At 66.2% G+C, this 25,178-nt stretch carries 18 protein-coding genes and 1 tRNA gene; 14 read left to right on the forward strand and 5 right to left on the reverse strand.

What is annotated here, in order from left to right; all coding sequences use genetic code 11:
* Window positions 1-13 precede the first annotated feature (13 nt).
* Window positions 14-3,118 (forward strand): ATP-dependent helicase, encoded by a 3,105-nt coding sequence (locus tag QMG83_RS04675; protein WP_283504172.1) that lies wholly within the window; start codon window positions 14-16, stop codon window positions 3,116-3,118.
* The gene (locus QMG83_RS04680) at window positions 3,115-6,333 is read left to right on the forward strand and encodes an ATP-dependent helicase (protein ID WP_283504173.1); all 3,219 of its coding nucleotides are present in this window, start codon (window positions 3,115-3,117) and stop codon (window positions 6,331-6,333) included. Before QMG83_RS04675 ends, QMG83_RS04680 begins: the two co-directional genes overlap by 4 nt.
* Here QMG83_RS04680 and QMG83_RS04685 read toward each other — a convergent pair.
* Window positions 6,311-7,156 carry a LysR substrate-binding domain-containing protein gene (locus QMG83_RS04685; protein WP_283504174.1) on the reverse strand — a complete coding sequence of 282 codons (846 nt, stop codon included), beginning with the start codon at window positions 7,154-7,156 and terminating at the stop codon, window positions 6,311-6,313. The two genes, QMG83_RS04680 and QMG83_RS04685, sit on opposite strands and share 23 nt — an antisense overlap.
* Window positions 7,157-7,239: 83 nt before the next feature.
* On the opposite strand from QMG83_RS04685, the gene QMG83_RS04690 reads away from it, so the two are divergent.
* Complete coding sequence (locus QMG83_RS04690) at window positions 7,240-8,604, forward strand: MFS transporter (RefSeq protein ID WP_283504175.1); 1,365 nt, start codon at window positions 7,240-7,242, stop codon at window positions 8,602-8,604.
* Window positions 8,605-8,632: 28 nt separating this feature from the next.
* Here the strand turns inward: QMG83_RS04690 and QMG83_RS04695 are convergent, their stop codons facing one another.
* The gene (locus QMG83_RS04695) at window positions 8,633-9,628 is read right to left on the reverse strand and encodes a phosphotransferase (protein WP_283504176.1); all 996 of its coding nucleotides are present in this window, start codon (window positions 9,626-9,628) and stop codon (window positions 8,633-8,635) included.
* A 72-nt stretch (window positions 9,629-9,700) separates the two neighbouring features.
* Between QMG83_RS04695 and nudC the strand changes: the two genes are divergently transcribed.
* Window positions 9,701-10,627, forward strand: a complete 927-nt coding sequence (nudC, locus tag QMG83_RS04700) for an NAD(+) diphosphatase (RefSeq protein ID WP_283504177.1) — start codon at window positions 9,701-9,703, stop codon at window positions 10,625-10,627.
* The gene (locus tag QMG83_RS04705; protein ID WP_283504178.1) at window positions 10,624-12,303 is read left to right on the forward strand and encodes an ATP-dependent helicase; all 1,680 of its coding nucleotides are present in this window, start codon (window positions 10,624-10,626) and stop codon (window positions 12,301-12,303) included. The genes nudC and QMG83_RS04705 overlap by 4 nt, the downstream gene beginning before the upstream one ends.
* On the opposite strand, the gene QMG83_RS04710 is transcribed toward QMG83_RS04705, so the two are convergent.
* Window positions 12,227-13,126: a hypothetical protein gene (locus QMG83_RS04710; protein WP_283504179.1), complete on the reverse strand. Its 900-nt coding sequence runs from the start codon at window positions 13,124-13,126 to the stop codon at window positions 12,227-12,229. The two genes, QMG83_RS04705 and QMG83_RS04710, sit on opposite strands and share 77 nt — an antisense overlap.
* A gap of 48 nt (window positions 13,127-13,174) precedes the next feature.
* The gene (locus QMG83_RS04715; protein ID WP_283504180.1) at window positions 13,175-14,530 is read right to left on the reverse strand and encodes a zinc-dependent metalloprotease; all 1,356 of its coding nucleotides are present in this window, start codon (window positions 14,528-14,530) and stop codon (window positions 13,175-13,177) included.
* Window positions 14,531-14,649: 119 nt separating this feature from the next.
* On the opposite strand from QMG83_RS04715, the gene QMG83_RS04720 reads away from it, so the two are divergent.
* The 7 genes from QMG83_RS04720 to QMG83_RS04750 all read left to right on the forward strand — a co-directional run bounded on the left by QMG83_RS04720 (window position 14,650) and on the right by QMG83_RS04750 (window position 22,425).
* The gene (locus QMG83_RS04720; RefSeq protein WP_283504181.1) at window positions 14,650-15,759 is read left to right on the forward strand and encodes a YlbL family protein; all 1,110 of its coding nucleotides are present in this window, start codon (window positions 14,650-14,652) and stop codon (window positions 15,757-15,759) included.
* A 146-nt stretch (window positions 15,760-15,905) separates the two neighbouring features.
* Window positions 15,906-18,731: a UPF0182 family membrane protein gene (locus QMG83_RS04725; RefSeq protein ID WP_283504532.1), complete on the forward strand. Its 2,826-nt coding sequence runs from the start codon at window positions 15,906-15,908 to the stop codon at window positions 18,729-18,731.
* 54 nt (window positions 18,732-18,785) lie between these two features.
* Window positions 18,786-18,859: transfer RNA gene (locus QMG83_RS04730), tRNA-Met, on the forward strand.
* A gap of 209 nt (window positions 18,860-19,068) precedes the next feature.
* Complete coding sequence (locus QMG83_RS04735; protein ID WP_283504182.1) at window positions 19,069-20,067, forward strand: LLM class F420-dependent oxidoreductase; 999 nt, start codon at window positions 19,069-19,071, stop codon at window positions 20,065-20,067.
* A 60-nt stretch (window positions 20,068-20,127) separates the two neighbouring features.
* Complete coding sequence (locus QMG83_RS04740; protein ID WP_283504183.1) at window positions 20,128-20,772, forward strand: pentapeptide repeat-containing protein; 645 nt, start codon at window positions 20,128-20,130, stop codon at window positions 20,770-20,772.
* 34 nt (window positions 20,773-20,806) lie between these two features.
* Window positions 20,807-21,634, forward strand: coding sequence for an NAD(+) synthase (gene nadE, locus QMG83_RS04745; RefSeq protein ID WP_283504184.1), 828 nt, complete (start codon window positions 20,807-20,809; stop codon window positions 21,632-21,634).
* Window positions 21,631-22,425, forward strand: coding sequence for a carbon-nitrogen hydrolase family protein (locus tag QMG83_RS04750; protein ID WP_283504185.1), 795 nt, complete (start codon window positions 21,631-21,633; stop codon window positions 22,423-22,425). The genes nadE and QMG83_RS04750 overlap by 4 nt, the downstream gene beginning before the upstream one ends.
* A gap of 7 nt (window positions 22,426-22,432) precedes the next feature.
* Here QMG83_RS04750 and QMG83_RS04755 read toward each other — a convergent pair whose 3' ends face one another.
* Window positions 22,433-23,629, reverse strand: coding sequence for an aminotransferase class I/II-fold pyridoxal phosphate-dependent enzyme (locus QMG83_RS04755; protein ID WP_283504186.1), 1,197 nt, complete (start codon window positions 23,627-23,629; stop codon window positions 22,433-22,435).
* Between the two features lie 178 nt (window positions 23,630-23,807).
* Between QMG83_RS04755 and QMG83_RS04760 the strand changes: the two genes are divergently transcribed.
* Both QMG83_RS04760 and QMG83_RS04765 read left to right on the forward strand, forming a co-directional pair.
* On the forward strand, window positions 23,808-24,347 hold the full coding sequence (locus tag QMG83_RS04760) for a hypothetical protein (protein ID WP_283504187.1): 540 nt from the start codon (window positions 23,808-23,810) through the stop codon (window positions 24,345-24,347).
* Window positions 24,348-24,442: 95 nt separating this feature from the next.
* Window positions 24,443-25,144: a hypothetical protein gene (locus tag QMG83_RS04765; protein ID WP_283504188.1), complete on the forward strand. Its 702-nt coding sequence runs from the start codon at window positions 24,443-24,445 to the stop codon at window positions 25,142-25,144.
* Window positions 25,145-25,178: the final 34 nt, after the last annotated feature.

Here is a 25,178-nt window from a genome sequence, read left to right on the forward strand (position 1 = left end):
CTACCGTGGTGCCATGGCGAACTTCGAGCGCGATGGCGTAAACGATCGCCTCAGGTCCATCTCCCCCGACCCGTCCCAGCGGGCCGTCATCGACCTGCCGGATGACGCCTGCGCCGCCGTGATCGGCGCTCCCGGTAGCGGAAAAACCTCGACCATGATCGAGCTCGTCGCCGATCGCGTGCTCACGCGCGGCTGGTCGCCCGGCGAGATCGTCATCCTGAGCCCGAGTCGCGCAAGTGCAACCCTGCTGCGCGACCGACTCGCCCAGCGTCTCGGTGTGCCGACCCCCGGCCCGATGGCGCGCACGGCAAACTCGCTGGCCTTCGAGGTCGTGCGGGATGCTGCAGCCCTGGCCGGTGGCCCTGCGCCGACGCTGCTGACGGGCGCTGAGCAAGACCAGATCATCGCCGAACTGCTCGCCGGTGAGATCGAAGACGGAACAGACACGGCATGGCCAGCCCACCTCGACGCTGAGGTTCGTCGGCTTCGCGGGTTCAGAACTGAGCTGCGCGACCTCATGATGCGCGCCGTGGAATACGGAGTGAGCCCGGCTGCGCTGGCCTCCCTCGGGCGAGCGCACGGCCGCGACGAATGGGTGGCCGCATCCCACTTCATCACCGTCTACGACCAGGTGAAGGCCAGCTATCGCGGTGGTCATTTCGACTCGACCGAACTCATCCGCGAGGCCGCGGCGATCATCCGCGAGGGGGCGCCGCTCACCATCGACGGGCTTCGACTCGTCATCGTCGACGACGCGCAGGAGTCGACCGAATCCACCGTGACGCTGTTGCGTGCGCTCGTCGGGCGGGGAGTTTCCGTGATCGCTTTCGGCGATCCGGATGTCACCACCGGCGGTTTTCGTGGGGCGCAGCCCGACCTGCTGGGCCGCCTCGGCGCCGCCCTCGGTCGGCCCGTGGTGTCGCTGTACCTCAGCGACGTGCACCGGCACGGCGAGCAGGTGCGCGACGTTGTGGCTGGCATCACGGGGCGTATTGGTGCGGCCGCCGCCGGAGCGCAGCGGCAGGCGACCGCGGGCGCCGCAACCGGCGCTGTAGCGGCGTTCCGGCTCGGATCACCTGCAGAAGAGGTGGCGTTCATCGCCCGACGACTGCGCGAACGTCACCTGCTCGACGGAGTCGCGTGGTCGGAGATGGCTGTCGTCGTGCGCTCCGGCAGCCTGGTGCCATCGCTGGCGCGCGAGTTGCGTGCCCTGGAGGTGACGACCAGCGTGTCGAGCGCTCGCGCCGCGGTGCGTGACGAATACGCGGTGGAGGGGCTCATCCTGTTGTTGGAGCTGTCGCTCGGAATCGCAGGGATGTCGTCGGGCCGGGTGCTCGACTCCGCCGCTGCGCTCGACCTGCTTGGCGGTGCGGTGGGCAGGCTCGACGCGGTGTCGCTGCGTCGGCTGAAGGCAGCCCTGCGGCATGAGGAGCTTGCCGGCGGCGGAGATCGTGGCGCCGACGACCTGGTCGTCGAAGCACTGCAGCACCCGGTGGGTCTGGTGACGGTTGACACCAGGGTCGGCAGGGCGGCGCAGGCCGTCGCCACGAACCTGCATGCCACCGCGGCTGCTGCGCTTGCGGGCGAGAGCATCGAGGAACTGCTGTGGGGAGCCTGGCAGCGCACCGGTCTTGCAAAGACCTGGTTCGACCAGGCGCTCGGATCCGGCATCGTCGCTGAAGAGGCGAACCGCCACCTGGACGCTGTCGTTGCTCTGTTCTCGGCCGCCAAGAGGTTCGTCGAGCGAACGCCGGATGTGCCGGCAGCGGTGTTCCTCGATTCGTGGCGCTCGGCCGACGTCGCCGAAGACACCCTTGCCGCCCGGGCCATCCTCGATTCCGTCACGGTGGGAACGCCATCGGCCGTCGTCGGCCGGGAGTTTGACGTGGTGGTGGTCGCAGGCATGCAAGAGAACGTCTGGCCGAACATGCGTATCCGGGGGTCGCTGCTGGGCTCCCAGGACCTGCCGATCGTGGTGGCAGGGGGCGATCCCACGACGCTCGACAAGCGGCTGGACGTGATGCACGACGAGCTTCGGATGTTCGCTCAGGCCGTATCGCGAGCCCGCACCGAGGTTGTGGTCACCGCCGTCGCGGGCGACGACAACCTCCCGTCTCCGTTCCTGCGGCTGGTGCCCGAGGGCACTGTCGTGGGGCTCCCACGGCATCCGCTCAGCCTGAGGGGGATGGTCGGACGGATGCGCCGCGAGCTGACGTCGACGGGCTCGGCGGAGGCGGCATCCGGAATCGCCAGGCTCGCTGCCGAGGGCGTTCCCGGCGCGCATCCGAGCCAGTGGTACGGATTGGCTGAGCCCAGTTCGACCGCGCCGCTCGTGAACCTCGACGACCCAGACGTGACCGTGCGCGTGTCGCCGTCGCGCATGGAAGCCTTCGAGTCCTGCGGGCTGCACTGGCTCATCGACGAGGTGGGCGGCGGATCGTCGAGCGTTGCGGCCAACCTCGGAACGCTCATCCATTCGGTCGCGGAGACGGCGACGGACATTTCTCCGGAGGCGCTCTTTGCCGCGGTGCAGGAGCGCTGGGGCGAACTCAGCTTCGAGGCGAGCTGGCATTCCGAGGTCGAGAAGGCGCGAGCGCGCAACCTCACCACGCGCCTCTCGGCCTATTTGCGCGACTTCGATGCGGCGGGCGGGTCGGTGGTGAACCGGGAGGGCTCCTTCGAACTGCAGGTCGGTCGCGCCACCCTGAGGGGAAAGATCGACAGGGTGGAGGCCTACCCCGATGGCACAGCCGTGATCGTGGATCTCAAGACCGGCAAGAACGACCCGACGAGCGACGACGCGGTGCTCGAACACGCGCAACTCGGTGCGTACCAGCTGGCGTTCGCCTCTGGCGCCATCGAGTCTGTGCCCGAAGGGCTAACGAACGGGGGAGCGAAGCTCGTGATCGTGTCGAAGGGCGCGCGCGGCGCCGACTACGCGGCCCCCCACCAAAAGGCCTTCACGGCCGAGCAGCTCGAGGCGTTCCGCGGTCGGGTGATCGACGACTCTGTCGGCATGGCCGGGGCCGTTTTCGTCGCACAGCTGGGCTCACACTGCCTCGACCCGTGGAGCTACGGTCGCTGCAAGATCCACGTCGTGCAGGCGGTGAGCTCATGACCGTCTCGTCGCTGGAACTGGCGCACCTGCTCGGGCTGCCCGAACCGACGGTGCAGCAGCAGGCCGTCATAGAGGCTCCGCTGACCCCGGCGCTGGTCGTGGCGGGGGCGGGCAGCGGCAAGACCGAGACGATGGCGAACCGGGTCGTGTGGCTGCTCGCCAACAATCTCGTGTCGCCCGACCAGGTGCTGGGCCTCACGTTTACGAGGAAGGCCGCGGGCGGGCTCGCAGATCGGATTGCGAGGCGCATCACGCAACTGCGCCTCGTGCAGTCCCAGCGGCCCGACCTGTTGAGCGCGCCCAGCCGCGACCTGGAGCAGGCGGAGTTCGACCAGCCCACGGTGTCGACGTACAACTCGTTCGCCAGCGCCCTGTTCCGCGACAATGCGCTGCTGATTGGTCGCGAACCCGAGTCAGCGCTGCTTAATGACGCCTCGTCGTGGCAGCTCGCGCGGCACGTTGTCATGCAGAGCACCGACGACAGGCTCGTAACGCTGGGCAGCAGCATCGATCTCATTACCGAGAAGGTGATCGACCTCAGCCACCAGCTCAGCGACAACGTTGCTGACGCCTCCGCCGTCGACAGCTACGCCGAGCGATTCGTGGCCATCGGGGAGCTGCCTTTCACGAACGGCAAGCCGAAGACGAGCCCGTACGCGAGCGTGACGAAAGCGGTCTCCGACATCGCTGCCCTCGGCCCGCTGCTGCAGCTCGCCGAGCAGTACGCCCTCGAGAAACGGCGTCGCGGTCTTCTCGAATTCAGCGATCAGGTCGCGCTCGCGCTGGCGATCTGCCGGCGCTCACCCGCAACGGTGCAGGCCTACCGAGACCGGTACCGGGTCGTCCTGCTCGATGAATATCAAGACACCAGCGTCGTTCAGACCGAGTTGCTCTCGTCTCTGTTCGGCGGCCACGGGGTGATGGCTGTCGGCGACCCCCACCAGTCGATCTATGGATGGCGCGGCGCGAGTGCCGCGAACCTCGCGCGATTCGCCGCCGACTTCGGCGACGCCAGCGAGTACGCGTTGTCGACGAGCTGGCGCAACGCCACCACGATTCTCGACGCGGCAAACCTTCTCGTCGCACCCCTGAGTGCTGCGTCGCCCGTCACGGTCGAGTCGCTGCGACCGCGCCCGGCCGCTCCCACCGGGACCCTCACGGGCGCGTACTTCGACGACATCGTGCAGGAGTCCCGTGCCGTCGCACAGTGGCTGAAGGCCGAACTCGCCAGGCCCGCCGAGCACGGGCTGCCCAAGACTGCCGCCATCCTGTTCCGCCAGCGACGACACATGGGGTTGTTCGCGCGCGCGCTGGAGGAGCTCAGGATTCCGCACCACATCCTCGGGCTCGGCGGGCTGTTGTCGACCCCGGAGATCGTTGACCTGGTCAGCGCGCTCAGGGTCATTCACGACCCGACGGCCGGGTCAGAACTCATCCGGTTGCTCTCCGGCGCTCGTTGGGCGATCGGGCCACACGACCTCAAGGCGCTCGCCGCCGTCGCGGGCTGGCTGCACTCGCGGCACTGGTCGCAGGGGGCGTTGAGCGATGAGGTGAAGCAGCGGATGCGCGACTCCGTCGCGATCGACGACGGCCGTTCAATCGTCGACGCCCTCGATTTCGTGGGGGAGGCGCCTGCCGGTCACGGTCAGCTCGCGGGATTCAGCGAGCTCGGGCTCGAGCGGCTTCGCGCCGCCGCCCGGCAGCTCGCGTTCTTCCGCTCACGCGTGGGGCTCGCGCTGCCCGACCTGGTGCGTCTGATCGAGCAGGAACTCATGCTCGACATCGAGGTGATCGCCAACGAGTCGTCGGGCCTCGGCGCTGCCAACCTTTACGCGTTCCGCGACGAGCTGGCTGGCTTCCTCGCGGCGGATGAGCAGGCCACCCTCGGCGCCTTCCTCGGCTGGCTCGCGCGCGCCGAGCGCGACGACACCATGGGCCCGCGCAGCGAGGATGCAGAACGTGGCACGGTGCAGCTGCTCACGATCCACGGCGCGAAAGGCCTCGAATGGGAGGTCGTCGCCGTTCCGAGGATGACAGCCGACGAGTTACCAGCCGCATCGCGGGAGGGCACCGGCTGGATAAGGGTCGGTCAGCTCCCCTTCGAGTTCAGGGGGGATGCGCGCGAGCTGCCCAGGCTCGACTGGCAGGCCCTCGAGAACCAGGCCGAGTTCGACGCCGCGCTCAAGATCTTCAAGTCGGAGCTGGCCGCGCGCCACCAGGCAGAGGAGCGCAGGCTCGGCTACGTCGCCGTCACCAGGGCGCAGGATTCGCTGCTGCTGACCGGGGCGTTCTGGGGCGGCCAGGGTAAGCCGCGGCCACCGGGGGCGTTCCTCGCCGAGCTGGCCCGCGCCGGGCTGATCGACGAGCTGCCCACCGAAAGTGCCTTCGAAGACAACCCGTTGATGGGGGAGGCCGAGATCGAGCAGTGGCCGCTCGACCCGCTGGGCAACCGGCGTCGCGTGGTCGAGCGGGCGGCGGCGCTCGTGACGGCTGAGGCCGAGAATCCTCGCCCGGCGGGCGTCTGGCAGCACGATCTCGACCTGCTGCTGGCCGAGAGGGACGCTGCAGCACGGTCGGCGGCGGTCGTTCCCCTGCCGGAGCGGATTCCGGCATCCAGATTCAAGGATTTCGTCACGGACCCCTCGGGTGTCGCGAGGGCCCTGCGGCGACCGATGCCCGAGAAGCCGTATCGGGCGACGAGACTCGGCACCCGTTTTCACGGTTGGGTGGAGGCGCGCTACGGGGCTTCCTCGCCGTCAGAGCTGGTGGATGCCTCGCTGAGCGAGCTGGACTTCGAGCAGCAGGGCGACGACCTCGATCTGGTTGAACTCGAGCGACTGAAGGGCATCTTCGAGAAGTCCCGCTGGGCGGCGCTGAGGCCCGTCGATGTCGAGATCGAGATTCACCTCCCGTTCGACGCACGCATCGTCATCTGCAAGATCGATGCCGTGTACGCCACCGACGATGGTCGATTCGAGATCGTCGACTGGAAGACCGGAAAGGCGCCGAGCGATGCGAAAGATCTGGAGCAGAAGCAGCTGCAGCTCGCGCTGTACCGGCTCGCTTACGCGCGCTTCAAGGGGATAGACCCGTCGCTCATCGATGCCGTCTTCTTCTACGTCTCTGACGACGCGATCATTCGGCCAGAGCGGCTCTTCGATGAGGCGCAACTGCTGGCGTCATGGCGAGGAGCTATTGCACCGGCCGGCTCATGATGGCCGCGCTCAGAGCCTCGACGGGCTCCCGGTTGCTGCCCGGGTTGTCGAGCAGCGCGAAGTCGATATCGCCGAGGTCGGGCAGCCCGTGCGCGGCTGACACCTGCGTCAGATCGGCGGGGATGAGCGACTGCGGGAATACGGCGACCCCGATTCCGGCGCGCACGGCCGCGAGCACCCCGTTGACCTCCCGCACATTGCAGGTGATCCGCCAGGTACGTCCGATTTTCTGCAGCGAGTTCAGCGCGTAGTTCCGGCTGATGCTCGGCGCCTGGTACGCGATCACCGGGACGGGCAGGGCCGGATCGATCGTGACGCTGCGGTGGCCGACCCACACCATCCGGTCGCGACGCACGAGCCGGCCTTCCTGCGTTCCCGGATCCTGCTTGATGAACACGAGATCGAGCTGGCCCGACTGCAGCCTGCGCACCAGCGCCGGACTCTGATTGACGGTCAGCTCGAGGTTGATCGCCGGGTATAGCTGCCTGAAATCGCGCAGGATGCCCGGCAGCTGGGTGAGCGCGAGGTCGTCTGCCGAGCCGAACCTGAGCCGCCCCCGCATCGCCGAACCGGTGAAGTAGTGCGAGGCCTGGTCGTGGGCGGCGAGGATCGTGCGGGCGAAACCGAGCATCGCGTCCCCGTTGTCGGTCAGTGACACGACCCTGGTGTCGCGGTTGACGAGGTTGCGGCCTGCCGACTGTTCCAGTTTGCGGATGTGCTGGCTGACCGTGGGCTGGCTCAGTCCGAGGCGGGCACCGGCCTGCGTGAAGTTGAGAGTCTCGGCGACGGCGACGAAAGTTGTGAGGAGCACAGGGTCGAACATCCCATCCCTCTTTCATTACAAAATCGAATGATACTTATAGGGTCGATTCACTGCTGGTATGACTACGCCTAACGTAGCGTGGAATGGTGACATTGACACCCGACCAGGCACCACCGACCACACCCATCGCGATCTCGATGCAGCGGCCGGCCTGGCGTGACACCTTCGGTGCCCTGAAAGTGCACAACTACCGCCTCTATGTGATCGCCCAGTTCATCGCGCACACGGCGGGGTGGGCGCAGCGAATCGCCGTCGACTGGCTCGTGCTCGAGATCACCGGAAGCGTCACCCTCGTAGGGCTGACCATCGCACTCCAGTTCCTCCCGACCCTGATTCTCGGGGCGCACGCCGGGGTGGTTGCCGACCGGTTTAAGAAGCGGTCGGTGCTGATCTTCTGCCAGGCGATTATCGCCGGCCTGAACCTGGTGCTCGCGATCATCGCCATCTCGGGCAACGCCAATCTGATCGCGGTCTACATTCTGGTGCTCGCCGTCGGCACGCTGCAGGTGTTCGACAACCCGGCGCGAACGGTGTTCGTCAACGAGATGGTGGGTCCGCGCCACATCCGCAACGCGATCAGTGTGAACGCCTCGATCTTCCACCTCGGAGCGCTCATCGGTCCTGCGCTGAGTGGCATCCTGATCGTCGCGGTCGGCTCGGGCTGGGCGATCGGCGCGAACGTGATCGCCGGACTGATCGGCATCATTCTGATCGTCGCCATGCGCAAGAAAGACCTGCTCATCGCCCCGCGCGCGCCGCGCCACAAGGGGCAGATCCGTGAGGCAGCCCGCTACGTTCTCAGCAAGCCAACCCTGTTCTGGACGCTCGTCATGGTCGCGTTCGTGGCCATCTTCGGGATGCCCATGCCGGCGCTTCTCGCGGGCATGGCCGATCACGTGTATATGACCGGCGCCACCGGGTACGGCCTGTACAACTCGCTGGCCGCCATCGGCGCGCTGGTGGGAGCCCTCGCATCCACGCGTCGGTCCACCCTCCGGTTGCGCACCATCATGATCGGCGCGATGGTCTACGGGCTCATGCTGATCGTCGCGGGACTGGCGCCGTTCTATCCGCTCTTCCTCGTCGCGCTTCCCGCGATCGGCCTCGCGCGCCTGCTGTACATGACCGCGGGCGAAACCATGATGCAGCTGTCGTCCAACCTCGCCATCAGGGGGCGAATCATGGCCTTCTGGGTGATGGTTGTCGTCGGTGGCCAGGCGATCGGCGGGCCGCTGATGGGCTGGTTTGCCGAGAATCTGGGCGCCAAGACTGCGATGGTCATCTCGGGTGCGGTGCCGACCCTGGCGGCTATCGTCATCGCCATCCTGCTCTCACGAAGCGGGAAACTGCGCGTGGCCGTCACCGCGAAGCGGGGAAAGTGGGTCGCGATCGTGCCCAAGCGCAGGGTGCCCGCCCCCGCAACAAAGCCCCTGCAGCCCACGCACTAGCCCGCGCCGCCGCCGAACGGGGAGTGGGCTAGACGGCCTTCTCGCTGCGAGCGAGGAACGCCTCGACCTCATCCACGGCCATGGTCGGCATGGTTTGCGTGCCGATCGGATTCATGACGTCGTTGCGGATGCTGTCGACCAGGCCGGTCAGCATCTGCACCGCGTCGTCGACGACGTCGGTGTTGCGCGTCTCGGTGCCGTGCAGCAGCCACTTCGCCACCTCGAGCTCCGCGTAGAACATGGCCCGTTGACGTACCTGGCGATCCGTGGCTCCGCGTGCGCGGGAGTAGGCGTCGAAGACACTGTCGGCAACCGCGTCGTTCGAGATCACCCACTGTAGGTCGCGGGCCGGGTCGCCGACCCGCAGCTCCTGCCAGCCGAGCACGCCGGTAACGGCATCGTCGGCGCTGAGGAAGGATGTCGCGGTGAGCGCGCCGTTGATCACGGTCGGCTGGAACTGCCAGAGCTTCGCGTCGTCGGCAGCATTCTGCCAGCGGGCGATGAGCGCCGCCGGCACGAGTGCGGTCGCGGCCGCGCGATCCATGACGGTGACGGCAGCGCGAAGGCATTCGCCGGCGGTGAGCACGGGCAGGCCGGCGTCAGCCACGAAGCTGGTGGGCAGTGAGTGGATGGCGCCGATCGCGGTTCCGATGGACGCTGCCAGCGAATCCGGCCCCGCGTCCATCGAGCCCAGGGCAACTTTTGCGCCGTAGAGGAACTCGTACACGAACGCTCGGGTGTTTCCGAGGGGCGCCTGGCCGGAGAAGGTGGAGACGGCGAACGGGAGGCGTGTGCGCACGCCCGTGCTCAGTGCGCGCAACGCGACGAGGTCGGCGGACTGCTCAGTTTCGGCGCGGATGCTGCGGGGAGCACGGATTATCCAGTGCTTGCCGTCGCGGCTGGTGAGCAGTGCTGAGTCGAAGTCGCCGCCCTCGATCGCACCGAAGTGGGAGACGCCGGCGACGTCGAGCCCCGGCACAGCCGAGGTGGCGAGCGCGGCTAGAGTGAGATGGGATCTGGCCATACCAGACAGGGTAGGTCGCCCACCCCACGCAATCGCTTCACGCCACGCACTTCTGACGGGGTCGCCTCATACATGTCTCAATCTTTTTCTTCACGACTTCCGCTCGCCCGCTTCGAGATGGACAGGGATCACCTCGCTCGCGAACGTGAAGACCTCTTCGAGGAGCTGTGGGCCGACCCCGCCACGCGCATTCTTCCGATCTTTCAGGGCTCGGCTTTGCTCTCGTCGCCGACGAGCCTCGCGCTTCTGCCCGTCCATGCGATTCCCGACGGCGACATCAAGGTTTACCTCGGCCGCTCTCTCTCGACCACGAGCCCCGAACCTGTCGGCACTCCGATTGTTGCTGTCCAGTTCGTCGACGCCGGCCATCTTGCCGAAGCAGAATGGGGCAATCTTCGTTTCCTGGGCAGCACGCTGAGCAACCGGGATGCCGGAATGCTGGTCGAGGCACTGGGCGTGCTGAACTGGCATGCCTCCCACCGGTTTTCCCCTCGCACGGGTGAGCCCACGGTCGTGGAGAAGGGCGGCTGGGTGCGGCGCGACCCGATTTCGAATACCGAAGTCTTTCCCCGCACCGATGCCGCCATCATCGTCGGCATCACGGACGCCGAGAATCGCATGCTGCTGGGCTCAAATGCCCTGTGGGAGAGCAACCGCTACTCCCTGCTTGCTGGTTTCGTGGAGCCAGGCGAGTCGCTCGAGACCGCCGTGCAGCGCGAGGTGCTTGAGGAGTCCGGCATCCATGTGGTCGATCCCGTGTACCTCGGCAGCCAGCCCTGGCCATTCCCGGCCTCGCTCATGCTCGGCTTCACCGCGACGGTCGATCCGGATCACGGCACCGAGGCGACCCCGGACGGCACCGAAATCCTCGACCTCCGGTGGTTCAGCCGCGATGAACTGACCGCAGCCCTGCCAGACATCAAGCTCCCTGGGCCCACCTCGATCGCCCGCGCGATCATCGAGGAGTGGTACGGCGGGCCCATCCTTGACGGTCAATGACGTTGACTACCTCTGAATCCCTGCTCGACGGGCTCGACGACCAGCAGCGACTGGCCTGCGAGTCGCTGCTCGGTCCGGTCTGTCTGCTGGCCGGCGCCGGCACCGGCAAGACCCGCGCGATCACCCACCGCATTGCGTATGGCGTTGCCACGGGTGTGTACCCTCCCGGTCGCGTGATGGCGCTCACGTTCACCGCCCGCGCGGCGGGCGAGCTGCGCGGACGGCTGAGGGCCCTCGGTGCCGGGGGAGTTTCGGCGCGCACGTTCCACGCGTCCGCCCTCTCGCAATTGAACTTCTTCTGGCCGCAGGTGATCGGCGGCACGATGCCGAGGCTGCTCGAGGGCAAGGCAAAGGTGATCGCGCACGGCGCAGACTCGCTCCGGCTGAAACTCGACACGGCAACCCTGCGTGACGTCGCGGCCGAGATCGAGTGGCGAAAGACGTCGAGGCTGTCGATCGAGGAGTACGCCGCGAAGAACAGACCCGTCTCTCCCGCACTCACCCTCGACAAGATGGTGGCGCTGCAGGGTGCCTACGAGACGGTGAAGGATGAGCGCAGGCAGATCGATTTTGAGGATGTGCTGCTGGCGGCGGCGGGCATGATCGAGGCCGAGCCGCGTGTCGCCCAGCAGGTGAGGGAGCAGTACCGGTTCTTCGTGGTCGACGAGTACCAGGACGTTTCGCCACTGCAGCATGACCTTCTTCAGCTGTGGTTGGGGCCCCGCAACGACGTGTGTGTGGTCGGCGACGTGAGCCAGACCATTTACTCCTTCGCGGGAGCCAGCCCCGACTACCTGCTCGGGTTCGGCTCAGAGCATGAGGACGCCGTCGTGCTGCGGCTGGAGCAGAACTACCGATCGACCCCCTCCATCGTGGCGAGCGCCAACCGGCTCATGCGCGATCGGCCAGGGGCCCTCACCCTCCGGTCGGCCAGCGAGCGCACCGGCCCGGCTCCGGTCACCACCGCCTATGCCTCCGACAGCGCCGAGGCCAGGGCAGTGGCCAACTCGATCGCTGACGAGATCGCCCGTGGAACAAAGCCAGAGTCCATCGCAGTACTGTTCAGAATCAACGTGCAGTCGCAGGCTCTGGAGTCGGCGCTCGGCGATGCCGGTGTGCCGTACCTCGTGCGCGGCTCTAGCCGTTTCTTCGACCAGCGGGAGGTGAAGGAGGCGCTCATGCTGCTGCGCGGGGCGACCGTCAATACCGCCGTCGAGCCCCTCTTCAAGACTGTCAGCGACGTGTTGCGTTCGATCGGCTGGTCGCAGGAGCCGCCCGAGACCCGCGGTGCCGTGCGCGACCGCTGGGATTCCCTCAACGCGCTCATGCACCTCGCCGAGGAGGCGCCAGACGGCACCACCCTCCGGCAGTTCGTCGACGACCTCTTCGAGCGTCAGGCGGGCCAGCACGAGCCGACGATGTCGGCCGTGACGCTCGCGACCCTGCACTCCGCGAAGGGTCTCGAATGGGAGTCGGTGTACCTCGTGGGGCTCGCCGAAGGTCTCGTGCCGATCAGTTACGCCAAGGACCCGGCCGCCGTCGAGGAGGAACGCAGACTGCTCTACGTCGGCGTGACCCGTGCTCGCCGGTCCCTCGCGCTCAGCTGGTCGACCAGCCCACAGCAGGGGCGCGCCGGTCAGCGCTCGCCCAGTCGGTTTCTGGCCGAGCTGGGGTAATCGTCGGGCAACGCCCTGTTACCTCCATGCCCGGGATGCCAGCACACCCGCACTCCGGATGCACCTGCCACACCTGTCTCCGCCGCTCGCCCGTGGCACCGTCGATGCGAACAGACTCCGCCGCGCCGATCCCGGCCGGGCTGAGCAGTCGCTCGATCACCATCCTGGCCGCGGCTGCAGCAGTCTCGGCGACGAGGATGGCGGTTTCGGCACCGCTGCGCCGCCCCAGCAGCTGCGATGCGATGGCCGGCCACGCGACGTCGGCGTCCCGGTGGTGCAGCTCGAGGCACAGCAGGCACGGTCCCGTGCCCGGCTCGACCACCGGCCCGACGACGGTAGCCGTTTCACCCACCACCACCGGCAGGTGCGGGATGTCGCGGCGCAGCCAGACCGCGTGTAGCTCTGGTGCCAGCACAAAGTGGCCGACCACGATGGCCAGGTTGGGGGTAGTGTCGGCCAGGTCAGCGGCATCCACCGCCAGCAGAACCTCGACGCCATGCCTGGCAAGCAGACCCCCGATGGCCGTGACGAGCGCTGAGGTTCCCGAGATGGCGACCGTGCCGAGGACTGGCCGCGGGGCCGGTTCCAGGGCCGGCGCCACGAGGCCGAGCAGTTCGTCCCTGGCGTGCGCCGCCTCGGGCGAGCGGCCGCCGGCAAGCATCGCGAGGCCTGACGAGCTGGTGCCGACGGCGAGGGCGGCGAGCATCTTCTGCTGTTCCAGGGTTACGTCGTCAATACGCACGACGGCAGGGTCGACCCCCACCTGGATGTCGAAGGGCGAGCGCCATACGAGCGGCAGCCGGGGGTCGAGCCTGAGCGTCATGCGCCCAGTGTGACCGCATTGCTGGTTCGCCGAGCGAACCGTCCACAGCTACTCTTCGCGCGGCCTCTCGGTGGTGTCGTCACCCAGCAGGTCCGCGATGGCCTGGTCAATGTCGTCGGGTTCGGGCTGGCCGTTCGTGATTCGAGCGATGAGGGCGGTGGGGTCGTCCAGGTCGGCGGCCGTGGGCACCAGGTCAGGGTGCGACCACAGCGCGTCCCTCTTCTCGCTGCCGACGGCATCCGTCACCTGCTGCCACATCGCGGCAGCCTCGCGCAGGCGCCGCGGTCGAAGCTCGAGCCCGACGAGGGTCGAGAATGCCGATTCGGCCGGGCCGCCGGATGCGCGCCTGCGGCGCACGGTCTCGGCGATCGCCGCGCTCGACGGCAGTCGTTTCGTCGCCTCCGCGGTGACGACGTCGACCCAGCCCTCGACGAGGGCGAGGATCGTCTCGAGGCGCCCCAGTGCGGCGAGCTGGTCGTCGGACTTCGGGGGGATCAGGGCCCCTGAGGTCATGGCATCGCGCAACTCTTCCGGGTTGCCGGGGTCGAAGTCTGACGCGAGTTGCTGAAGGCGGTCTGTATCGATGCTGATGCCCTTGGCGAACTCGGTGATCGAGGTCAGCAGTTGCAGCCTCAACCACCGGGCGTGGCGGAACAGCCGGGAGTGTGCGAGCTCGCGAACGGCGAGGTACAGCTGGATCTGGTCGGCCGGGATGTCGAGACCGGCACCGAAACCCGCCACGTTCTGGGGGAGGATGGCGACCTGCCCGCCGTCGAGCAGAGGGATTCCAATGTCGCCCCCCGAAACGACTTCGCTGGACAGCTGGCCGACGACCTGCCCCAGTTGCATGGCGAACAGGGTGCCGCCTACGTTCCGCATCATCTTGCTCGCGCCCTGGATCACATCGTCGAGCTCTCCGCCCTCCGGCGCGCTCTGCGTCAGCACGTCGGTGAGCGAGCTGGCGATGGAGTTGGCAACGGGCTCAGCCAGCTGGGTCCACACCGGGATCGTTGCGGTCACCCATTCCTGGCGGCTCATCAGTTTCGGTGTACCGGTCAGCTCAGAGATGGTGGTGGCTTCGTCCAGCCAGAGGGATGCCACGTGCAGGGCCTGCTCGAGCTGCGTGCGCTCGGCGGGCAGAGACACAACGGTGCCGCGCTCGGCGATGCCCTTGGCCTGCTGCAGAGCGAGATCCCAGTTGATCCCGTCGCCACTGTGCTGCATCGCGGCCTGAAGCTGGCTGATGAGTTGAGCGACCAGTTCCGGGTCGTTCGGCAGCCCTGCGGCTCCCGCGAGCTTCGCTGGATCGATGCTGGTGTTGCCAGCGAGGAAGTCCTTCAGCATGTCGCGGAATTCGTCTTCCGGATTGCCTTCGTTACCGTCGTCCCGCGAATCTTCAGCCATGCAAACTACGCTAGCCGCTGCACGTTCGAACGGGCTGGGATTTCACCTAGGCTGGGCTTTTCGTTCTGTGCGCCCGTGGCGAACAGCCGATTTCATATCTTGCGCGTAAGGACAAACCGGTGGCCCTCTTCGCCGACATCTCACCAGATCCCCATCCGAGCCCCCGACGAAGGTGGCTCAGCTGGACCATCCTCGGCATCGGCCTTGTCGGTGTCGTTACCGTCGCGCTCATACCGGCCCCCTACGTCATCGAGCAGCCGGGCCCGGTCTACAACACCCTCGGTGACGTCACGATCGGTGGCGAGCAGGTGCCGATGATCCAGATTCCGGATGAGCAGACCTACCCCGTCGATGGCTCGCTCGACATGTTGACGGTGAGTATCCGTGGCAACCGTGACGAGCTGCCCAGCTGGCTCGAGATCGCCTCCGCCTACTTCGATCCGAGCAAGGCCGTTGTGCCGGTCGACCTGATTTTCCCCGCCGGCGTTTCGCTCGAAGATTCGAACACCCAGGGAACGATCGATATGGCCAACTCCCAGAAGGAGGCGGTCGCGGCAGCGCTCAGCGAGTTGGGTTACACCTTCCCGAGCACGGTCACGGTGGTCGAGGCATCCGCCGGGTCTCCCTCCGATGGTGTTCTTGCGGCTGGCGACGTGCTGCTCAGCGTCAACGGTGTCTCCTTCACCGATGTGACGGGCCTGCGCGCCCAGATCGCAGCGAATGGTGTGGAAAAAGCGGCGGAGGTCGCCATCAGCCGTGACGGAAAGGCCAGGACGGTCAACATCACCCCGACCCTCAGCGCCGGGGCAGACCCAGCCCCGATCATCGGCATCATCGCGGGGGGCGACTACGACTTTCCGATCGACGTGAAGATTCAACTCGAGAACGTGGGTGGCCCCAGCGCCGGAATGATGTTCGCGCTCGGCATCATCGACAAGCTCACCGAGGGCGAGCTCAACGGCGGACAGAAGGTAGCTGGCACAGGGACGATCAGTGGATCGGGCGAGGTCGGGTCGATCGGCGGAATCCAGCAGAAGCTGTATGGCGCCCGGAATGCCGGTGCAACGTGGTTTCTGGCCCCGGCATCCAACTGCAATGAAGTCACCGGCCACATCCCCGATGGGCTGACCGTACTGGCGGTGAAGACACTGGATGACGCGCTCGCTGCCCTGGCCGCGATCGAGACTGGCGCATCCACGAGTTCGCTTCCCGCCTGCCCAGCCTCCTAGCGACGGGTGACGCTGCCGGTCGCGGTCAATCGTTTTGCAGGATTGCCCTTTAAGATGGTGGGACGCCCCCCAACAGCAGGAGCAATAAGACAGTGTCGACACAATCCTCACCGGCCGCTACCAATCGAACGAGGGTCACCCTCACCATTACGGCGGTGGTCATAGCTGTTCTGGTGATCGCATTCTTCGTGGTGTCGAACCTTTACACCGAGGTGCTTTGGTATGACCAGGTCGGTTTCCTTAACGTTCTGACCACGCAGTGGATCGCGGGAGCAGTGATGTTCCTCGTCGGATTCTTCGGCATGGCCATCCCCGTCTACCTGAGCATCCTGGTCGCGTTCCGCGCCAGGCCCGTCTATGCCAAGCTCAACTCGCAGCTCGATCGCTACCAGCAGGTCATCGAGCCGCTGCGCCGCCTGGCCATGGTCGGGATTCCGGTCGTACTCGGACTCTTCGGAGGCGTTTCGACCTCCACCCACTGGCCGGTTGTCCTGCAGTGGCTGAACAAGACGCCGTTCGGCCAGACCGATCCTCAGTTCGGGCTCGACGTGTCGTTCTACTTCTACGACCTCCCGATGTTCCATGGGGCGCTGGGATTCGCGTCAGCCGTCGTGCTGATTTCGGCCATCGGCGCGCTCGCCACGAGCTACCTCTACGGGGCCCTCCGCTTCAACGGGCGTGAGGTGCGCATCTCGCGCTCCGCGCGCATCCAGCTCTCCATCACTGCAGCCATCTTCATTGCGCTACAGGCCGTGAGCATCTGGCTCGACCAGTACACGACCCTCTACTCGTCCGCGCAGGGATTCCTCGTCACCGGAGCCGGCTACACCGAGTCCAACGCGACGATCCCGGGCCGCGCCATCCTCGCCGGCATCGCAGCCGTCGTCGCCGTGCTCTTCATCGTGACGGCCATCATCGGCCGCTGGCGCCTGCCGATCATTGGTACGGCGCTGCTGCTGGTCAGCGGGCTCGTCGTCGGCAGCCTCTACCCGTGGATCGTCCAGCGTTTCCAGGTCGAGCCGAGCGCGCAGACCCTCGAAGCGCCCTACATCGAGCGAAACATCGATGCGACTCGGGAAGCGTACGGAATAGCCGACGTCACCGAGGTGCCATACAGTGCCACCTCGGATGCCACACCCGGCGCGCTCCGCGCAGACGCCGAGACGACGGCGAACATCCGCATCCTCGACCCCGCGATCGCACCACAGGCGTTCGCGCAGCTCGAGCAATTCAAGCAGTACTACCAGTTCGCGAAGCATCTCGACGTCGACCGTTACGACATCGACGGCAAGACGCAGGACACCGTGATCGCCGTCCGTGAGCTCAACCAGGCCGGTCTCGGCGACTCGCAGACCGACTACAGCAACACCTTCGTGTACACCCACGGCTACGGTCTGGTTGCCGCTTTTGGTAACCAGCGATCGTCCGAAGGTGAGCCGGTGTTCCTCGAGTCGGGCATCCCGAGCGTCGGATCGCTCGGTGAATTCGAGCCGCGCGTGTACTTCGGCGAACAATCACCCGACTACTCGATCGTGGGTGGGGCCCCGGACAGCAAGGCCATCGAGCTCGACTACCCCTCGGGTGGCGAGGACAGCAACCAGAATGCGACGACCACGTTCACCGGTGACGGTGGGCCGAAGCTCGACAATATATTCAAGAAGCTCATCTACGCGATCAAGTTCCAGTCTGAACAGATTTTCCTCTCGGATGCCGTCACTGAGAAGTCGCAGATCCTGTACGAGCGAAACCCCCGCGAACGTGTACAGAAGGTCGCTCCGTACCTGACCCTCGACAATGATTCGTACCCGGCTGTCGTCGACGAAAAGATCGTCTGGATCGTCGACGGCTACACGACCGGAACGAACTATCCGTACTCACGCGTCGAGGGACTCAGCGACATGATCGCTGATACCTACACGCCGAAGCCTGCCTTCGTTGTTGATGATGTGAACTACATCCGCAACTCGGTCAAGGCAACCGTGGACGCCTACAGCGGAGAGGTCACCCTGTACGCGTGGGATGACGAAGACCCCGTGCTGAAGACCTGGGAAAAGATCTTCCCGGCCACCGTCAAACCGATGAGCGACATGAGCCAGCCTCTGCTCGACCACGTGCGCTATCCGGCCGACCTGTTCAAGGTGCAGCGGGCCATCCTCGGGTCGTACCACGTGACCGACCCTGCATCGTTCTTCTCCAGTGACGACCAGTGGATCACGCCGGATGACCCGGTGGGAACCGCGCAGACCATGCAGCCCCCGTACTACCTGACGATGCAGGTGCCCGGTACCGACGCTCCAGCGTTCTCGCTGTACTCCACCTTCATCCCGAGGGCGAGTGCTGACTCGACCCGTAACGTGCTCACCGGTTATCTCGCGGTGAACTCGGATGCCGGGGACGACTACGGCAAGCTGACGCTGCTGACGCTGCCCAAGCAGACGACGCAGCCCGGCCCCGGCCAGGTGCAGACCAACTTCCGCACCGATACGGATGTCGCCAACCAGCTCGCCCTGCTCCAGCGCGGCGAGACCGAGGTGAAACTGGGTAACCTCCTGACGCTGCCCGTCGGCGGCGGTCTGCTGTATGTGCAGCCCGTGTACGTGCAGGCAACCAGCGGAACGATTTACCCGCTGCTGCGTAAGGTGCTGGTTTCCTTCGGTGACCAGATCGCGTTCGAAGACACCCTCGACCAGGCGCTCGACACACTGTTCGGCGGCGACTCTGGGGCGGATGCCGGTGACGGCGAGATAACTCCGACCGAGCCGACGACGCCGACCGATCCCACGACGCCGACGGATCCGACCACGCCGACGACGCCGACGGACAACGCCGCGCTGAGCAAGGCGCTGGCGGATTACCAGGCGGCACTGGCAGATCGACAGGCAGCGTACGCGGCCAACGATCTCGTCGCCGCGGCCGAGGCCGACGCGAAAATGGTTGCTGCCATCAAGAAGGCGATCGCCGCAACGACCTAGCCTCGGGCCCATCGTCGGGCCACCACCCCGCGCTGTGTTACGCTTGTAATACGCCGCGGGGTGGAGCAGTTCGGTAGCTCGCTGGGCTCATAACCCAGAGGTCGCAGGTTCAAATCCTGTCCCCGCAACGCTGAATAACACGAAACGCCTTCCTTCGGGAGGGCGTTTCGTCGTTAACGCGGGTCTCAGCGCCCGGGTGCGCGGAAATGCCCCGCGAACCGCGGCGAATGTTGGGTGGCGCGGGTTTTCCCCGCAATTTGCCGCAGTTCGCGCACGGAATTGGCCCGCCAGAGTGCGGTGTGTGCTGGGGGCGCCGTGGCGTGGTTAGCTGGAGAGTATGCGATTCGGACTATTTGTACCTCAGGGCTGGCGTCACGACCTCGTCGGGATCGAGCCGGCAGACCAGTGGCAGGCGATGAGCGACCTTGCCTCCTACGCGGATCAGGGCCAGTGGGAGTCCATCTGGGTCTACGACCACTTCCACACCGTCCCGGTGCCGACCGAAGAAGCCACCCACGAGGCGTGGACGCTGATGGCTGCCTTCGCCGCCTCAACCTCGCGCGTTCGCCTCGGGCAGATGTGCACCTGCATGAGCTACCGCAATCCCGCCTACCTTGCGAAGGTGGCATCCACCATCGACATCATCTCGGGCGGCCGTGTCGAGATGGGCATCGGCGCTGGCTGGTACGAGCACGAGTGGAAGGCGTACGGCTACGGCTTCCCGAGCGCTGGCAACCGCCTCGCCCGGCTTCGTGAGGGCCTCGAGATCATGCGCCAGGCCTGGACGACCGGCACCGCGACGCTCGACGGTAAGCACTACCAGGTGGATGGCGCGATCGTGAGGCCGCTCCCATTGCAGCAGGGCGGCCCGCCGATGTGGGTGGCCGGCGGCGGCGAGAAGGTCACGCTTCGCATCGCGGCGGAGTACGCGAAGTACACGAACTTCGCGGGAGACCCCGAGACGTTCGACGCCAAGAGTGCGCTGCTTCGCGAGCACTGCGCCGAGGTCGGCACAGACTTCGACGCGATCGTGCGCTCAGCGAACTACAACACCATCGTCGCGAGCACCGAGGCTGAGGTCTCCGATCGCATCGATGCGATCGAGGCGAGGGTGACGCCGTATCTGGGGGAGGCGAAAGCCGCCGAGTTCGTTGCCGAGTACCGCACGGGAACGGCGCTCGGGGTGGGAACTCCCGAGCAGCTGGTCGAGCGCTTCAGCGACATGGCGGAGCGGGGTTTGGGGTACCAGATCCACTACTTCCCGGAGGCCGCGTACGACCGCAGCAGCATCGAGCTATTCGAGCGTGAGGTCATGCCCGCCCTCTCGTCGAACTGACGCGGGTTGCCGCTATCCGGCAGCCATAACGACAAAACGCGTCAACTCGCCCGAGGAATCATGGTCAACTCGCCGCACATCGCTCCCCACCGCGCGCTGGATCGAGTCGCGGGCGACGTCCGCGACCTCGGTCCGCGTGCCCTGATGGAGGCCATCAGCTTCGAGAGCGTCGACCTCGACGGGCTCGACCTTACGGATGCCGAGCTCAGCGAGTGCCGCCTCGACAAGGTGACGATCACCGACAGTGTGCTGCGGGGCATCCGAATCCGGGGATCGCTGATCTCGGCGCTCAACGCACCCGTGCTGGCGGCTCCGTTGTCACAGTGGCGGGATGTGTTTCTCACAGGCTCCCGTGTCGGATCTGCCGAGCTTTTCGAGTCACACTGGACGGGCTCGCACGTCAGCGGAAGCAAACTCGGCTACCTCAACCTCCGCGGGGCCACCCTCGCCAATGTCGAGGTCATCGACTGCACGATCGACGAGCTCGATCTGGGGCGGGCCACGGCGAAGCGGGTCGCGATTCGTGACTGCCACATCGGAACCCTCGACCTCACGAGAGCGACACTGAAGGATGTGGACCTTCGCGGCAGCACCTTCGACAGACTCGTGGGGATCGATGGACTGCGGGGCGTCACCATCGACGACGTGCAGCTGTCGATGCTGGCGCCGCACCTCGCCAGTGCCGCTGGCATCCTCGTCGAGTAGGCGAGCACCCCCGCCTCGACGGTAGATTCGATGGATGACACCCCTCCAGGCACGAATCATCTATGACCTGAACGTGCAGCCGGCGATCATCCCGGCCGACCAGGTGCGGATGCGCATCGACTTCCTGAAGGAATACCTGCGGGTGAGCGGCGCCAAGGGCTTCGTGCTCGGCATCAGCGGCGGGCAGGACTCCTCACTCGCCGGGCGGCTGTGCCAGCTCGCGGCAGAGGAGCTGCGCGCGGAAGGGATCGAGGCCGAATTCACCGCGGTCCGACTGCCGTACAACGTGCAGGTCGACGAGGATGACGCCCAACTCGCACTCGCGTTCATCGTTCCAGACCGCCAGGTGACGTTCAACATCCACCGTTCGGTCGACGGTTTTGAGGCTGAGTATGTCGACGCCACGGAGGTCGAGATGCTCGACTTCACCAAGGGAAACGTCAAGGCGCGCTCCAGAATGGTGGCGCAATACGCGCTCGCCGGCCAGTCTGGGCTGCTCGTTGTGGGCACCGACCACGCTGCCGAAGCTGTGACCGGGTTCTTCACCAAGTTCGGTGACGGCGGTGCTGACATCCTGCCCCTGAGCGGGCTCAGCAAGCGTCAGGGCCGCGCGCTGCTCGAACACCTCGAAGCGCCGGAACGCCTGTACCTCAAGCGGCCTACCGCCGACCTGCTCGACGACGCCCCGGGCCAGACCGACGAGGCCAACCTGGGCCTGAGCTACACCGAGATCGACGATTACCTCGAGGGCAAGCAGGTCTCCGAGAAGGTCTCGGTCGCCATCGAGACGCGCTACATCAACACCCGCCACAAGCGCACAGTGCCGGTCTCGCCGTTCGATGACTGGTGGCAGTCGGCATGAGTTTCGTTGCGGTCTGCCAGTTCGCCCCGGGAACGGACGTCACCGCCAACCTCGGGATGATTCGTTCCCTCGCCGAGAGCGCGGCAGCGCGGGGTGCCACGCTTGCGGTGTTCCCCGAATACTCGTCGTTCTTCGAGCCCGAGATCGGTCCGGCCTCGGTGGCCGCGGCAGAGTCGCTGGAAGGGCGATTCGTCGGCTCCCTGAAAGAGATTGCGACGACACTGGGCATCCATCTGGTCGCCGGCATGCTCGAAACAATGGATGCCACCCACTTCGCGAACACGCTCGTCGCCGTCTCGCCCGCTGGGGTCGTGGAGGCCACGTACCGCAAGCTGCACCTCTACGACGCGTTCGGGCAGCGGGAGTCTGACTTCGTGCGCGCCGGGGATATCGCGCCGCCGCAGACCTTCGCGTGGGAGGGTTTCACCGTGGGCATGCAGACCTGCTACGACATCCGGTTCCCCGAGGTGTCGCGCCAGCTCGTCGATGCCGGCGCCGACCTGCTGCTCGTGCCGGCGGAGTGGGTGCGTGGCCCGTTGAAGGAGCACCACTGGAGGACCCTCGTCACGGCTCGGGCCCTCGAGAACACGGTTTATGTGGCCGCAGCTGACCACGCACCGCCGATCGGCGTCGGGAACAGCATGGTCGTGGATCCGATGGGGGTCGAGCTGGTAACGATCGGCGAGATTTCGGGAGTCGCCGTGGCCGAGATTTCGCCCGAGCGTGTGTCGAGCGTGCGCAAGGTCAACCCCGCGCTGTCGCTGCGCAGATTCGGCACGCACGCGCTCTGAGGCGCGGCTAGAGGCTGAGGCTGGCCAGTTGGGCGGCCGCCCGCTCCAGCACATCCACCTTTTTGCAGAACGCGAACCGCAGCAGGGTCTCGAACCCCTCGCGGCGATCGGGATGCACGAAGGCGCTCACCGGCACGGCGGCGACCCCGGCCAGCGACGGCAGTTCGCGGCAGAACTCGGCGGCATCGGTCACGCCGAGCGCAGCGGCATCCGCGATCACGAAGTAGCCGGCCTGCGGTGTGCTGACGGAGAAACCAGCAGACCTCAGCCCGGCGCTCAGGATGCCGCACTTCTTTTCGAGCGTGGATGCCGCGGTACTGAAGAACTCGTCGCCCAGCCCGAGCCCGACCGCAATGGCCGGCTGGAAGGGGGCGCCGTTGACGAACGTCAGGTACTGCTTCACGGCGAGGATCGCCTGCACCAGCGGTTCGGGGGCGACGATCCAGCCAATCTTCCAGCCCGTGGTGTTGAACGTCTTGCCCGCGCTCGAGATGGTGACGGTGCGATCGAAACCACCGGGCAGGCTCGAGATGGGGATGTGCTCAACCCCAAAGGTGAGGTGTTCGTAGACCTCGTCGGTGACGATGATCGCGTCATGCTCATACGCCAGCTCGATGAGCAGCTCGAGGGTGTCGCGCGGAAGCACCGATCCGGTCGGATTGTGCGGCGAATTGATCAGGATGAGCCGGGTTCGGTCGGTCACGGCCGCCCGCAGGTCGTCGTGGTCCGGCTGGAAGTGTGGGGCGCGCAGCGGCACCGTGACGTGGGTGGCCTTGCCGAACGCGATCAGGGCTCCGTACGCGTCGTAGAACGGCTCGAGCGTGAGCACCTCGTCGCCCTCGTCGGTGAGCGCGAGGATGGTGGAGGCGAGAGCCTCGGTGGCGCCGGCGGTGACGAGAACCTGACGGTCTGGGTCCACGCGTATCCCGTAGAAGCGCTCCTGGTGGGCAGCGATCGCCTCGCGCAGCACCGGCATGCCGAGTGCCGGTGGGTACTGGTTGACGCCTTCCGTAATGGCCTGGCGGGCGGCATCCAGAACCTCGAACGGGCCGTCCTCGTCGGGAAAGCCCTGCCCCAGGTTGATGGCTCCTGTGCGTGCGGCAAGCGCAGACATTTCGCCGAAAATCGTCTGCCGCAGCTGGCCGTCGGAGCCAAGAAGCATGGCACCTCTGGCGGCGCGCTCCCAGGACCCCGTCACACTCATCCCGCAAGCTTACGTGCCCACCCAAATGAAGGAGATTCCCGCTGGCGTGCGCTGTTTCCGGGGATCCGCGGTGGTGTGCCGAAGAATCTCCTTCATTTGGTGGCTGGCGGGAACTTTGGCTGATGCCGGGCTGTGGAAAGTCTGGGCCGCGGGCGCCGAACGGCGCTAGCGTGTGGTCATGCGCGCACGCACCTCGATCGCCCTGGTTGCGCTTGCTGTGCTGCTGTTGAGTGGATGCCTCCCGCAACCGTCCACCGTCACGCCCACGCCCGAGGCGAGCTCAACACCCGTGTTCGCCTCCGACGAGGAAGCGCTCGCCGCGGCCACTGCCGCATACGCGGCCTACCTCGCGATGTCAGACCAGATTGCTGCGGACGGAGGGGTCAACCCCCAGCGTCTCGAGCCGTTTGTCACGGAGGAATGGCTCAAACGCGAGACTGGCGTTTTTAGCATTCTTGTATCGAGAGGCATGTCTCAAACCGGCTCAACCTCGTTCCGCGATGCGACACTGCAGCAGTACTCAAACGTCTCGGTGTCGATATATGTGTGTGCTGACTCAAGTGAGACACGATTTCACGATTCGGCAGGGGGCGATGTAACGCCTGCCAATCGGCAGACACTGAACAGTCTTGAAGTCACTTTTGAGATTTCGGAATTCCCTGATCTCGAACTTCGCCTGGAAGGTAACGAGCCATGGTCGGGCGAATCCTTCTGCTAGTCGCAGCAACCTTTGTTGTCTCCACCGGGATGGCTCCGCCAGTATCCGCCATGCAAGCGAGCTGTACTGCTACAGAATTCAATATTGGTCTTTGCGTGACGCCAAGCGTCGGCGACAGCGACGTCACGCTGGGCATCGACGTCAAGCAGCCCGGAACCCCTCAACATCCGTGGGTCGGTGGTACTGACGACACCGACACCGGCACCGGTCCGGCGCCGGATGTCTGCGCAACCCCGGCGTCCAACAACAGCTGCCCGGGCGCCGGCGTTTTCCGTGATCCGTTCACGATTACGATGGTGCCTCCGGCCACGCAGCCCATCACCCTGGCGGACATCGCGAGCTTCCGCCCGACCACGGGAATCTCGGGAATGGAACCCAACGGGTGGATGATCGTGGGCCTCGACACGAACTTCTACTCCACCGCGACCACCCAGGTCGTCGACGGCGCTCTGCTGGGCCAGCCTGCCTCCGTCCGGTTCACCCCCGTCGGCTGGCGCTGGAGCTACGGTGACGGTGCCGCCGCCACGCTGCGCACCCCAGGGGCGCCGTGGGCTGCCTTGGGCGTGGCCGAGTTCAGCGCGACATCCGGAAGCCACGTCTACCGGGCGCCCGGAACCTACGTGATCGACCTCACGGTCATCTATGAGGCTGAGTACCGGTTCGGTGCCGGTGGCTGGACCCAGATCAGCGGCACCCTGGGGTTGCCGTCAAACCGCTTGACGGCTACAGCTGGGAGCGCTTCGACTGTGCTCGTCGAGCGCGAATGCACGGTGAACCCGCACGGTCCCGGCTGCTGACACATACTCGAAAGCTGCGGCTCGCTCACAGCGG

The organism is Salinibacterium sp. G-O1 (genome assembly GCF_030063305.1).
Taxonomy (GTDB): Bacteria; Actinomycetota; Actinomycetes; order Actinomycetales; family Microbacteriaceae; genus Rhodoglobus.